This is a genomic window from Ktedonobacter racemifer DSM 44963, assembly GCF_000178855.1.
Taxonomy (GTDB): Bacteria; Chloroflexota; Ktedonobacteria; order Ktedonobacterales; family Ktedonobacteraceae; genus Ktedonobacter; species Ktedonobacter racemifer.
The window spans coordinates 480,692-493,181 of the sequence record NZ_ADVG01000005.1; the positions used below are offsets into that span (position 1 = coordinate 480,692).

General features: G+C 55.4%; 13 protein-coding genes. 10 read left to right on the plus strand and 3 right to left on the minus strand.

All coding sequences use genetic code 11. The features are described from left to right. Positions 1–38 precede the first annotated feature (38 nt). A complete protein-coding gene (locus KRAC_RS56215; protein WP_040448528.1) occupies positions 39–710 on the minus strand; it encodes a class II aldolase/adducin family protein in 672 nt (223 codons plus the stop codon). Positions 711–814: 104 nt separating this feature from the next. Next, complete coding sequence (locus KRAC_RS74270) at positions 815–1,000, minus strand: hypothetical protein (RefSeq protein WP_040448529.1); 186 nt, start codon at positions 998–1,000, stop codon at positions 815–817. A 338-nt stretch (positions 1,001–1,338) separates the two neighbouring features. On the opposite strand from KRAC_RS74270, the gene KRAC_RS77795 reads away from it, so the two are divergent. Continuing rightward, on the plus strand, positions 1,339–1,887 hold the full coding sequence (locus KRAC_RS77795) for a DUF3102 domain-containing protein (RefSeq protein ID WP_244422658.1): 549 nt from the start codon (positions 1,339–1,341) through the stop codon (positions 1,885–1,887). A gap of 120 nt (positions 1,888–2,007) precedes the next feature. Here the strand turns inward: KRAC_RS77795 and KRAC_RS77800 are convergent, their stop codons facing one another. Further along, positions 2,008–2,148, minus strand: a complete 141-nt coding sequence (locus KRAC_RS77800) for a hypothetical protein (RefSeq protein WP_244422622.1) — start codon at positions 2,146–2,148, stop codon at positions 2,008–2,010. A gap of 406 nt (positions 2,149–2,554) precedes the next feature. Between KRAC_RS77800 and KRAC_RS64580 the strand changes: the two genes are divergently transcribed. The 9 genes from KRAC_RS64580 (at position 2,555) to KRAC_RS77810 (ending at position 12,480) form a co-directional block, all read left to right on the plus strand. Next, a complete protein-coding gene (locus tag KRAC_RS64580) occupies positions 2,555–3,274 on the plus strand; it encodes a winged helix-turn-helix domain-containing protein (protein WP_244422623.1) in 720 nt (239 codons plus the stop codon). After that, entirely contained in the window at positions 3,271–7,155 is a 3,885-nt protein-coding gene (locus KRAC_RS56240) for a protein kinase domain-containing protein (RefSeq protein WP_007922433.1), read from the plus strand. The genes KRAC_RS64580 and KRAC_RS56240 overlap by 4 nt, the downstream gene beginning before the upstream one ends. A gap of 48 nt (positions 7,156–7,203) precedes the next feature. After that, positions 7,204–8,571 carry a protein kinase domain-containing protein gene (locus tag KRAC_RS56245; protein ID WP_007922435.1) on the plus strand — a complete coding sequence of 456 codons (1,368 nt, stop codon included), beginning with the start codon at positions 7,204–7,206 and terminating at the stop codon, positions 8,569–8,571. Between the two features lie 70 nt (positions 8,572–8,641). After that, positions 8,642–9,451, plus strand: a complete 810-nt coding sequence (locus KRAC_RS56250) for a PP2C family protein-serine/threonine phosphatase (protein ID WP_007922438.1) — start codon at positions 8,642–8,644, stop codon at positions 9,449–9,451. Between the two features lie 113 nt (positions 9,452–9,564). Next, positions 9,565–10,443, plus strand: a complete 879-nt coding sequence (locus KRAC_RS56255; protein ID WP_007922440.1) for a serine/threonine-protein kinase — start codon at positions 9,565–9,567, stop codon at positions 10,441–10,443. A 21-nt stretch (positions 10,444–10,464) separates the two neighbouring features. Further along, positions 10,465–10,821 carry a tetratricopeptide repeat protein gene (locus tag KRAC_RS77805; protein ID WP_007922441.1) on the plus strand — a complete coding sequence of 119 codons (357 nt, stop codon included), beginning with the start codon at positions 10,465–10,467 and terminating at the stop codon, positions 10,819–10,821. Between the two features lie 86 nt (positions 10,822–10,907). After that, positions 10,908–11,129, plus strand: a complete 222-nt coding sequence (locus tag KRAC_RS56265; RefSeq protein WP_007922444.1) for a hypothetical protein — start codon at positions 10,908–10,910, stop codon at positions 11,127–11,129. Positions 11,130–11,240: 111 nt separating this feature from the next. Then, entirely contained in the window at positions 11,241–12,191 is a 951-nt protein-coding gene (locus tag KRAC_RS56270) for an ADP-ribosylglycohydrolase family protein (protein WP_007922449.1), read from the plus strand. A gap of 10 nt (positions 12,192–12,201) precedes the next feature. Further along, positions 12,202–12,480, plus strand: coding sequence for a hypothetical protein (locus KRAC_RS77810; RefSeq protein WP_007922451.1), 279 nt, complete (start codon positions 12,202–12,204; stop codon positions 12,478–12,480). Positions 12,481–12,490: the final 10 nt, after the last annotated feature.

Here is a 12,490-nt window from a genome sequence, read left to right on the forward strand (position 1 = left end):
GCTTGTCATCCTTAACTGGAGAGCAGAATACTGAACTACTAGGTCGAACCAAAGCGTTGCATATGTTGACGCTCGTGTTCGAGCGCACCGGAGGGGAAGGGCTGGGCACCACCAAGGGAGCGGGCGTCAAGCGTGAGTTGCGCTGCTTCTTCCATAATGATGATGAGCTGTGCTGTCGCAAGCGGATCGCTACTAAAGGCCAGGAGCCCGTGGTTCGCTAAGAGGACCGCGGGCGTGGTTGGATGCTTCTGTAACTGCTCTACAATGTAGCGAACGGCTTCTGACGATCCACGCGGCGCCCAATCCGCAACCGGGATGTCTTCTGTTATTCCCAAACGCAAGAAGGCCTCATAGACACACGGCAGGGGCTGGTGGGCCAGTGCGAAACTTGTGGCCCGTGGCGAGTGCGTATGAATAACGGCATTGACCTCATTGCGCTCGAGAAAGACGCAGGAGTGCATCCCCACGATTTCGAGTGTGGTGGCATCAATGGTGCCTTCTATCACCTCTTCGTCGAAGGTCACGACCACCAGTTGCTCTGGGGTCAGGTGCGTCAAGTGACTTACCGATGTCAGCAGCATCAACCCTGGCTCGGGCAATCTCATGCTCATATTGCCATGGCCGCTATGCGACATCACGCCTGCCTGATCGAGGCAGTGTGCGGCCTGTACCAGTTGCTCACGTTGCTGGTGATAACTCAATATCATCATAATACCTCACTATTCGAGTTGTGATGGCTACTCAGACTGGATTTGATCTGGTTGACACGCATCTGGTTCATCTGGGGAGTAGTGCATCAGCTATGACCGTGCGGCTAATGTAACCCGATGGGTGGCCTGCTGTACTTGTTCACGTGATTGTACAACAGATTCGTCAGATCATGCCTCGCACGCCTGTAGTGGTCTGTTCCCAGGAGGAAGAAGAGGCGCACATCGTCAGGATGCTCGATGCTGGGGCCGATGATTATGTCTTCTTTTCCTGTGGCAAACAGGAACTGCATGCCCGCTTACACGGGTATGCCAGGCGCTATCGAGCGTCACTGGCCTCCTCGTGTGATGTCTCAAGACAGACTAGCCCTTGCTCAGTGCTGGAAAGCGAGGATCAACAGATTCGCTTACGGTGCATAGAGCGATGTGTCGTCGTTCGTGAACAGATGCTGCGTCTGACGCCCATAGAATGTACTTTGCTGATCACCTTCATGCGCGAAGGGGGGAAAGTGCTCTCTCATCAGTCGTTGCTCCATACCGTCCGGGGAGCAGGATATCATGAGGAAGTGGATTACCGGAAACGAGCCAGAAAGCCCCGCTCTTTTAAGGAAAGGAGTGAGTCGTGGACACCATGCCTACGCCTCGACGACAGGATGCGCAAGAACCAGATCAGCAGCTCGCGTTCGACTATTCCCTTCTCGATGAGGAGACGCGTCACTTTGTATACCAGAAGACAGTTGAGACACAGGGGTACCTCAAACGAACGGCTGAAGATGTCGTCTGCATTGGGCTCAATCTTCGCGCCGTCAAAGATCGCCTTCCGCATGGGCACTTTATGGCCTGGGCGAAAAGCGAGCTGGGACTCAGCCGACAAAGCTGCCAGAACTTTATGCGCGTGGCAGAGCGCTTTGGGGAACGCATCCATAGGTTCGGTGCGATCCCCGTTAGCGCCCTGTATGAGTTGCTCGATGCCCCTGAGAACGTGCTTAAGCAAATTGAAGAGCAGCAGATCCCGCTCACGCGCCCAGCTGTACGCGCAGCCAAAGAACAGGCTCGTCAGGACACAGTCGTAGAACATTACCTCACGGAGTCATCAGAGCACATGCCAGATGAAGATGAAGCAATGCAACTTCGCCAGCGGATCACATTCCTGGAACAGGAACGCCTGCAACTGAGCTAGGAAGTTGAGTACCACAAGCAAAAGGAACGCGAGGGGCCCGTTCTGCCAGTACAGGTACAGCAACATATACAGGCGTTAGAGCAACAAGTGAGAGAGTTGAGCATACAACGCGAGGCGCTCTCACGGCACCTTGCCAGCGCGACCGCTCAGGCGCGAGAACAGGTGCTTGAGCGCAATGCCTTGAGTCACGAGCAGCAGACCCGCGCGCGTTGGCGAGAGGTCACGACGGAATTTTTGCGAGGCGGGGGATGTTACTCTCAAATCTGCCTTCTGCCCTGATGCTTGACACCTTTGAGGCGGAAGATTGGGCCAGGCTGGAACAGGTAGAACACGTCTTGACACAATTAATGCAGGCAATTGACTGGATCCATCATTACACGTCTCATACAGTTGAGTCCGGCTAACAATAGCTCTCAGTTCGTCAGGAAAAGGAAAAACTTGACACTCCCCCGGATAAAATTCAGGGGATTCTTCTTTCATCAAGGAATGTGCTATAGACGACATGTCTCTTCTCCCGAGAAGCCCTGAAGCATTTTCATGGCATTTCCATCCCGTTTCCATCCTGTGACCATAGTCACAGACACCTATGATAGACTACAGTAAAAAAGAGAAAGAAGCGAAAAGCCTTCTCAATCACAGATGAGGGATAAGAGACGTGGACATACTTTTGCCGTTTCTTAACATCGTTGGACCTGATGGACGGCAGTTTCAGATGGACTTGGAGAAAGACACGGTGACCATTGGACGCTTTGACCAATTCAATGATATTGCCCTTTCCCCAGATCCCCAACAACTGATCACACGCAAAGTGCATTGTACCCTTGAACATGGCCTGTATGGCTGGTGGATCGTCGATAACGGCAGTGTGAACCGAACCTTTGTGCTTTGTGGTAACGATGTGCAGGTAGTGCAAGGGCGGACGCTGAGCGAGGGAGAGAGCATTCGTATCCTGGGGAAACTGAGCGAGACGGGCAAACCGGGCTACTGGGAGTTGACCTTTAGTGATCCATTGGGAACACGTCCTTCGGGTCCACCACTCCAGGTCGCTTATCTGGAATACGATTGGATCCAGGCTCGGCTCTATCGTATCGAGGGTCCCAGGAGGCAGGAGATTCGCGAGTTACGGCCTCAGGAGCATAAGCTGATCCGTTACATGGAACAGCGCAACTGGGCCAATGGCAACGTGCCAGTGATGTGCTCCTACGAAGAGCTGCTTGCAGCTGTGTGGGGCGAGGAAGCGTACCACACGGAGGGGGATGACAATCACCTGATCTGGGAACTGCGCAAGAAACTTGAACCCGATCCCAAAGCGCCGCGCTTTCTGGAGACGGTACGCGGGCTGGGCTATCGGCTGATCACTGCACCCAGGGCGAAGGAGGAAGCATGAATACACAGAACTGGCTGAGCCGTCTATTACGTCGCAAGCCTGATCAACAGAGAACCACTCATGCTACCCAATCATCGCTATCAGTACCATTACCCCAGTCTACAGATGAGAGAGACCAAGACTCCACGATGGGCGTTTCTGAACAGAGGGTTGAGCAAGAGCTACACGCATCTCCAGTGGGTACTCCTCCCGCATCACAAGGCATCCGAGCTGCTGCCTGGCATATCGGAGATACACTACTCGATCAATACGAGGTCATGGGGACCCTGGGCGAAGGAGGGATGGGTACGGTCTATAAGGTCCATCATCGGGGCTGGAACATCGACCTGGCTGTCAAAAGCCCCAAGCCTGCTCTTTTTGCCAGAGCAGGCGGCAAAGAAAACTTCGTGCGTGAAGCGGAAACCTGGGTAAATCTCCAACTGCATCCCCATATCGTGAGTTGTTACTACGTGCGCATCATCGATGAGATCCCGCGTATCTTCGCCGAATATGTGGATGGAGGAAGTCTGGCAGACTGGATTGGCAGTCGTCGCCTCTACGAGGGAGAACAGCAGCAAGCCCTGGAGCGGATGCTTGATGTTGCCATCCAGTTTGCCTGGGGACTGCATGCCGCCCACGAACAGGGGTTGGTGCATCAGGATATCAAACCCGCCAATGTGATGATGACCCCGGATGGGGTCGTCAAAGTAACCGATTTCGGTCTGGCGAAGGCACGGGCGATGGCGAGTGAGCAAGGAAGTGAAGAGGACAATGGTCTGCGAAGTATGTTGGTGAGTTCTCGTGGCATGACCCCGGCCTACTGTTCCCCCGAACAGGCAGCCGGCCAGGCGCTGAGCCGCAAGACGGATATGTGGAGTTGGGGCGTCTCGCTGCTCGAGATGTGGGTAGGAGAGGTAACATGGCGCAGCGGTGTGCTTGCACGTGAGGTGCTCTCGAGTTATGAACCGCAGGACACAGCTATTCCTCCAATACCTGCCGAGTTTGTGAAATTGCTGGCACGCTGCTTTGAGTCGCGTCCAGAGGCGCGGCCTGCCACGATGTTAGAGGTGGCATCAATACTCCAGGAGATCTATGCCCGCGAGATTGGGCAAGTCTATCCACGAGAAGCGCCGCAAGCAGCCAGCATGCAAGCGGACACCCTCAACAACCGCGCGCTGTCACTCTATGACTTAGGCAAAGTCGAGCAGGCTATGCAGGTCTGGGAGCAGGCGCTACATGTTCACCCCCAGCACCTGGAAACGACGTATAATCGGGGGATAGCGCTCTGGCGACAAGGAGCAATGGCGGATGAGACGCTGATCCATCAGATGGAGATGGCGCAAGCGACCCACCACTCTCATGGGCAAGCATCCTATTTGCTTGCCCAAGTTCATCTGGAGCAGGGAAAGGTGTACAAAGCGCTTTCTTTGCTCGAAGAGGCCTCAAGCCTGGTGGACAGAGAGGGAGAAGTGCTAAAACTTTACAAGTTGGCACAGGAAGAAGTTACCACGAATAACCTCGATTCGCTTCTCTTCCAAGCGGATCAGGAACACAGCAGCTTTCGGGTGGGGCGCGTAAGTTTGAGCGCTGACGGGCGCATACTTGCCTCTAGCATTCAAAACAGGGATATTATACTCCTGTGGGAGAAAGGAAGTACTGGCTACTCCCTGCGCACCTTTACCTTTCAAGGGAATCATGATTGGCCAGGAGAACATGTAAGCCTGAGCGCCGATGGAAGCTTCCTCGCCGCTGGAGGTAGTGATCAGGCCGTACGGCTGTGGGAGGTGAGCACTGGCCGCTGCCTCCATATCCTTCAAGGCTACACCATGCAGGGCCATACCAAGGCGATAAGTTCTGTATGCCTCAGTGGTGATGGAAGTTTCCTCGCCTCTAGTAGTTGGGATGAGACCGTACGGCTGTGGGAGGTGAGCACTGGCCGCTGCCTCCACATCCTCCGAGGGCATACTAACGGGGCGACTTCAGTAAGCCTGAGCGCCGATGGACGTTGGCTCGCTTCCGGGGAAGGGCGGAAGGACGGGACGATACGGCTGTGGGAGGTGAGTACTGGCTACTGCCTTCACATCTTCCAAGGGCATACTGGTGGGGTGACTTCAGTGAGCCTGAGTACTGATGGGCGTTGGCTGGCCTCCGGTAGCGAGGATACGACTATACGGCTGTGGGAAGTGAGTACTGGCCGCTGCCTCCGTATCCTCCGAGGGCATATTGGCAGGGTGACTTCAGTGAGCTTGAGTGCCGATGGAAACTGGCTGGCCTCTGGAGGGGCGGATAAGACCATACGTCTATGGGAGGTGAGTAGTGGCCGTTGTTTGTGCACGTTTCAGCAGGGAAGTTCGACAGACTCAGTAAGCCTGAGCGCCGATGGACGTTGGCTTGCTTCCGGGGAAGGAGGGACGAGAAACGTCTACTTATGGCGATGCCATGACTCTGGTTTCAGGGGAGCTTTCTCTCCATCACGCATCCACTCCTATGCCACTGTGACACAGACTGAGCAACATGCCATGAGTTTGATAAAACAAGCCGAACAAGCTTATCGAGAAAACCATTTTGCTGGAGCATTAGGTCTCTTACATCGGCTACGAACATTACCTGGAGGGGAGCGCCACCCTCAGAGCCTGGAGGTGTGGAACAAACTTTCACTTGTCTGTTCCCGGCGTAATTTTCGTACGAGCTGGTCAGACAGAGTCATTGCTGAGTCCGAAGAGGCAATTTATTCAGTATATCTGAGCGCGGATGGACGCTGGCTGGCCTCTGGGGGTGGGGATAAGACTGTACGTGTGTGGGAGGTAAGTAGTGGTCGTTGCCTCCATATTCTCCAGGGCCATACCAAGGCGATAAGCTCTGTATGCCTCAGTGGCGATGGAAGCTTCCTCGCCTCTAGTAGTTGGGATAAGACTGTACGTGTGTGGGAAGTGGGTACTGGTCGTTGTCTTCACACCTTTTCGGGATATCCTGATGCGGTAGAGTCAGTGAGTCTGAGCGCGGATGGACGCTGGTTCGCCTCTGCTGTTCGTGATGACAAAATTTGCCGGGTGTGGGAAGTAAATACAAGGCACTGTCTAGGCATCTTCCAAGGCCATACTGCTAAGGTGGGGGTCGTAAGCTTGAGCGTGGATGGGCGCTGGCTGGCTTCTGGCAGTTTGGGGTTTGATAGGACAGTGCGTCTGTGGGAGGTAAGCACTGGTCGTTGCGTCCATATCCTCCAAGGTCATACCAATTGGGTAAGTTCTGTAAGTTTTAGTGCGGATGGGCGCTGGCTGGCTTCTGGCAGTCTGGATAGGACAGTGCGCCTGTGGGAGATAAGCACCGGTCGTTGCGTCCATATTCTCCAGGGTCATACTGACTGTATTGATGCAGTGAACCTGAGCGCGGATGGGCGCTGGCTCATATCAGGCAGCCGGGACACTACCGTTCGTCTGTGGGAGGTGAGCACTGGTCGTTGTCTCCATATCTTGCGGGGACATACTAGCCAGGTGGAATCAGTGAGCCTGAGCACTGATGGACGCTGGCTGGCCTCTGGCAGTTCGGATGGTACCATCCATCTCTGGGAACTCGATTGGGAACTGGAAGCGCACGATCCTGCCGACTGGGACGAAGGTGCTCGCCCCTACCTGGAGAGTTTTTTGACCCTGCATATGCCCTATGTGACTGAACTCCCGCCAGATCGTAGATCGATTGCGCCGGATATTCAGCCAGCACTTACCCGCCAGGGCAAGCCCATCTGGAATGAGGAAGATTTCCAGAGACTCATCCGCCAATTACAGTATGTTGGCTATGGTTGGCTGCAACCAGAAGGTGTACGTAGGCAACTTGGGCGCATGGTGCGTGAACTGCAAGAACCATCGATATTGTCAAACGAAGAAGACAAAGACAATGATGCGTAGGACAAGAACTTTTCTCACAAGAAAAAAACAAGAAGCGGGAGAGTAACGATGCCAGGGAAGATCATCTTGACCATCACCGCTGGCCCAATGGAGGGTAAGGCGTTTACTTTCGAAGAACACGATACTTTGCTCTGTGGCCGCATGGGCGATTGCCATGTCTGCCTGCCAGATGATCGACAGATCTCGCGCCATCACTTTCTGCTGGAAGTCAACCCACCCGATGTCCGTATCCGCGACCTGGGCAGCCTGCATGGCACCTACATCAATGGGCAGAAATATGGGGGACGCGAAAAGCGTGAAACGCCCGAAGAAGGCGCGAAACGCGAGTACCCCCAGGTGGATCTGCATGGTGGTGACGAGGTCAAAGTGGGGGCGACCGTGTTCCACGTCCGCCTGGAAGGTGCTGTGGCGTCGGTAGAACCCGTGCGTTGCCAGCGCTGCGGTAACAAGGTCTCCGCCGAGGTAGGGGCCGCACAGCAGGGGGCATATGTCTGTGCGCGGTGCCGCGAGCAGGTCGAGCAGGACCCGCTCGCCTTGCTGATGGCCGTCCTTGATCGCGCTGTGATGCGCGATCACAGGCAGCAGGAGATTCAGATTGAAGATTACGAAATGGGCAAGCTGCTGGGCGCGGGCGGCATGGGTGCAGTCTATCTGGCCCAACACAAACGCACGAGAGAACAGGCCGCCGTGAAAGTCATGCTCGCCAAAGTGCGCGTCTCGGATGATGCGCGCAGGCAGTTTCTGCGTGAAATCGAGACCACACGCCGCCTACGCCATCCGCATGTTGTCCGCTTTCTCAGCCATGGCGCAGAGGGGAGCCTCTTCTATTTCCTGCTGGAGTATTGTGCCGGGGGAAGCGTAGCCGATCTGATGAAACGGCGTGGCGGTCGGCTCGCGCTGGAGGAAGCCAGGCCAATCATGCTCCAGGCGTTGCAAGGGCTGGCCTATCTCCATGAACAGGGCTTTGTGCACCGGGATCTCAAACCCCACAATATTCTCCTCGCGGGTCAGGCAGGAGTGCCGGTGGCCAAGATTTCCGATCTGGGGCTGGCCAAGAATTTTGAGCAGGCGGGTCTCAGCGGCATGACGGCCACCGGCAGCTATGCTGGCTCATTCCCCTTTATGCCTCGTGAGCAAGTGATCAATTTCAAACGGGTGCAACCGGTCAGCGATGTGTGGGCAATGGGCGCGACCTGCTATACCATGCTCACGGGCACCTTTCCACGGACCCACCGGAGGGGAGAAGATCCGATGCTCGCCATCCTTCATGGGGAGATCGTGCCCCTTCGCCAGCGTGATCCCCAGTTCCCCGTTCGTCTTGCCGAGGTGATCGACCAGTCTCTTGCCAGCAAAGAAGGGGAACGGTTCCGCCATGCCGGAGAGATGTATGAAGCCCTGGTGAAAGCCAGTGAGTAACGTGATACGTAGACAATGCACGCTTCAAAGAGCGGTACGGATCTGAGAGTGAAAGGAAGGGTGGAGAAACATGGAGCCTCCCGTGCATGGGCCTGTTTCCTGGTCAGTTCGAGCAACGGGCGCAAGCGATGTGGGACGTCGCCGCCAGCAGCAGCAAGATCGGTCCCTGCTCGACCCTGAGCGCAAGCTCTTCATCGTCTCAGATGGGATGGGAGGACGCCAGGCCGGTGAAGTCGCCGCACAGGCGGTGGTCACCGTCCTGCCCGCCCTGCTGGAGCACGGTCTGGAGCGAACCAGTGGCTCTGGGATTGAGAAACGGGAACGCGTCCTGCGTGAGAGCATCGTGGAGCTAAGTCAGCACCTGCGAACGGAGAGTACTGGGCGTGTTGGGCTGCATGGCCTAGGCGCGACTGTCGTCGTGGCCTGGCTTTATGATGCGCAGGTATCCCTGGCTCACCTGGGCGATAGCCGTCTTTACCTCTTCCGCGCTGATCGCCTCCTGCCATTGACCGAGGACCATTCCGTGGTGACACTCTTGCGGCAGCGCGGAGAGATCACCCCGGAAGAGGCGCGCACACATCCAGCTCGTGGGCAACTCACCCGCTATGTAGGAATGGAAGGCGAGGTCACACCCGTTGTCCAGACGGTGCCTCTCCTCTCCGGAGATCGACTCCTCCTGTGTACCGATGGGCTCACCTCTCTGGTGCCCGACAAGCACATCGCCCAGATCTTGCTGACCTCCCCGCAAGCCGAGGCCGCTTGCCAGGCATTGGTGCATGCAGCAAATACGGCGGGAGGAAAGGACAACACTACCGTGCTTATCATCGATTGTATCGTGGACTATCATGGTTCACAACTCTTCCCAGGAGATGCAACGTGATGACATACGTCCCCCGCCGTCAAGCACATCAGAGATGGCGTCAAACATAAGAATCGACCATTGATAATTGCGCCTCCTGGTGTCATCAGCGAAGGAAGGATCAGAACAGGACCATGGAGAAAAAGCCGAGTTGGATACAATCCCTTTTCGGTCATAAGTCCGCAAAGCAAGCCAACACCCCGCCACTTGCATCACCAGTGCTTGCCGAGGATGGTGTGCCTGCTTACTGGAAGGTTGGCGACTGTATCTTCAATGAGTTCGATGTAACAGGCATTATAGGTGAAGGCGGCATGGGTACCGTCTACAAAATCAACTATCACCCTTGGCTCTCCATCGATCTCGTCGTAAAGAGCCCCAGGCCAGAGTTTTTTGCCAGGGAAGGAGGCAAAGAGAACTTCATTCGCGAAGCAGAGACGTGGATGGGGCTAAGAGTACATCCCCATCTGGTCAGTTGCTATTTTGTACGCAGCCTGGGTGGCATTCCGCGTATTTTTGCCGAATATATCGATGGGGGAAGCCTTGCGGATTGGATTCGTCAGCGAAAATTGTACGAAGGTGGCCTGGAACGGGCACTGGAACGGATACTGGACATCGCGATCCAATTTGCCTGGGGATTGCATGCGGCCCATGAACAGGGACTGGTCCATCAGGATATCAAACCAGCGAATGTGATGCTCACCACGCAGGGGATCGCGAAAGTGACCGATTTTGGATTGGCGAGAGCGAGGGCAATGACCGGAGAACAGGAGATGAAAGATGAACAAGCGCATCAAAGTATCCTCGTCAGTTCACGCGGGATGACTCCCGCCTACTGCTCACCAGAGCAGGCGGCGGAGCAGAAACTCAGCCGGAAGACGGATATCTGGAGTTGGGGGCTCTCCGTCCTCGAGATGTTCACGGGGGAGGTGACGTGGAGGATTGGTGTGGCAGCGCGAGAAGCACTAGCAGAGTACAGGGGGACAAGATCCGGATATTCCCGTGATGCCTGCTGACCTCGTGGATTTGCTCACCAGGTGTTTCCAGATGCAACCAGAGAGCCGTCCTGCTACGATGCTGGAAGTGGCAACGGAGTTGCCAGCGATCTACGCACGCGCGGTTGGGCGGAGGAGGCACTGGCAGCCTATGAGCAAGCCATCCGTCTGGGCCCTAACAATGCCCGTGCCTATTATAACCATTATAATCAAGGTACCGTACTCCAAGCGATTGGGCAGTTCAATGAGGCGCTGGCAGCCTATGAGCGAGCTATCCGTTTGAATCCCAACGATGCCGATGCCTATTACAACCAGGGGAATGTACACCAAGAGCTTGGACGGCTGGGGGAGGCGGAACAGGCTTTCCGAAAAGCACGAGCACTTCGATCACAAAGCTGAAACGTTCTGGCGTTGCCCACAAGAACAAGAAGAGCATAGGGTAGCGGACCATGCTGAGCAAGGTAAACGGAACCGGAGGAGCGTAGATGGCATCTGGCAAGTTCATCATTGCAGCCGGAGGCGCCTTTGGCTGCAACGAAAGAGACAAATCCTATCAGCAGGAGCTGACGGCGACTATAGGTTATGCCACGATCATCAAAAAAACACAAACTACTGTAAAATATCTGCAGCCCTCCCCTCTCATCACAAATTCCTGCCAAAATGGTACAGTGTTTCTGACCCTTGCCATGAGGATCTCAACCGACTGATGCGAGGGCGCTGTCTGCAAGAAGACACGCGAACTGTTGCGCCGCGAATACCCTGCTGCTCCAACGGATTCAGCACAGATCACCTCTGAGTGAGAAGGAAAAGCAATCTCTATGGAACTGATTGAACGCTATCGAGGCAGTCTTTTAGGGCTCGCAGTTGGCGATGCGCTCGGCACCACCCTTGAATTCCTCCAACCAGGATCATTTACCCCAATTGATGACATGATTGGCGGGGGAGCCTTTCGCCTCAAGCCTGGTGAATGGACAGACGATACCTCCACGGCTCTTTGTCTGGCTGCCAGCCTGATCGAATCCAAAGGCTTCGATGCTCGCGACCAGATCGAGCGCTATCTCCGCTGGCGCGATCAGGGCTATATGGCGAGCAACGGGCAATGCTTTGACATTGGGGAAACGGTCGATGCGGCCTTACGAACGTTTCAAAAAACAGGTGATCCTTTTGCTGGGCCTTCGGGACAGTTCTCCGCAGGCAATGGGTCAATTATGCGACTGGCTCCGGTTCCTCTGTTCTACGCTTTCCATCCGCGTCTCGCTCTTGAAAAGTCAGAGGAGAGTTCTCGGACTACCCACCAGGCGAAGAGTGCTCTGGATGCCTGCCGCTATTTGGGCGGTCTTCTGGTGGGAGCCCTGCAAGGGGAGAGCAAAGAAACGCTGCTCTCACCTCTGTATAGTCCTCCTCCCACTTCCTGGAAGGATGCTCCGCTGGTCCCAGAAATAGCCGAAGTGGCCGCTGGCTCTTTCAAGCGGCGCAATCCCCCAGCGATCAAAGGTTCGAGTTATGTCAAAAAATCCCTGGAGGCTGCTTTGTGGGCTTTTTTTCACAGCGAGACCTTCCGCGAGGGGTGCTTGCTCGCGGTCAACCTGGGAGATGATGCCGACACCACGGGTGCGGTCTATGGACAGCTTGCAGGCGCCTTCTATGGAGAGAGAGGAATTCCGCAAGAGTGGCGGGCGCGCCTTGCGCAGCGCCAACTGATAGAAGACCTGGCTGAACAGCTCTTCCATCTGGCGAGCAGCGGGCTGTTGGGGAAGAGAACAATGTGAGGGAACTCGCGTGTTCCTAAGTACAATCTACGAACTTTTAACAAGTGAAACGCTTGAGCTCAAGAGTGGGTGTTGCCATGGATGTGTGCCAGAAAAAACCTGGGTCTATGGAGTGCTCCGAGTGCGCGATGGCAAGGAGATCACCCATTGCACTGCCTCGCGGAATTCCAAGGGCTACATTGAGTTGCTCAAAGCCATCGAAGCAGATAACCCAAGCGGAGATATCTTCATCATTACCGATAATCTGAGTAGTGACACTCCGCGTCGGCTAAAGCCGAGCAGCTTCTGACACTGTGCCG

Excerpts from the sequence above, each read along its gene's own strand:
- KRAC_RS56240 (WP_007922433.1), top strand. The coding sequence starts at position 3,271 with ATGAATACACAGAACTGGCTGAGCCGTCTATTACGTCGCAAGCCTGAT.
- KRAC_RS74270 (WP_040448529.1), bottom strand. The coding sequence starts at position 1,000 with ATGCAGTTCCTGTTTGCCACAGGAAAAGAAGACATAATCATCGGCCCC.
- KRAC_RS56245 (WP_007922435.1), top strand. The coding sequence starts at position 7,204 with ATGCCAGGGAAGATCATCTTGACCATCACCGCTGGCCCAATGGAGGGT.
- KRAC_RS77795 (WP_244422658.1), top strand. The coding sequence starts at position 1,339 with ATGCCTACGCCTCGACGACAGGATGCGCAAGAACCAGATCAGCAGCTC.
- KRAC_RS56255 (WP_007922440.1), top strand. The coding sequence starts at position 9,565 with ATGGAGAAAAAGCCGAGTTGGATACAATCCCTTTTCGGTCATAAGTCC.
- KRAC_RS56215 (WP_040448528.1), bottom strand. The coding sequence starts at position 710 with ATGATGATATTGAGTTATCACCAGCAACGTGAGCAACTGGTACAGGCC.
- KRAC_RS56270 (WP_007922449.1), top strand. The coding sequence starts at position 11,241 with ATGGAACTGATTGAACGCTATCGAGGCAGTCTTTTAGGGCTCGCAGTT.
- KRAC_RS56265 (WP_007922444.1), top strand. The coding sequence starts at position 10,908 with ATGGCATCTGGCAAGTTCATCATTGCAGCCGGAGGCGCCTTTGGCTGC.
- KRAC_RS56250 (WP_007922438.1), top strand. The coding sequence starts at position 8,642 with ATGGAGCCTCCCGTGCATGGGCCTGTTTCCTGGTCAGTTCGAGCAACG.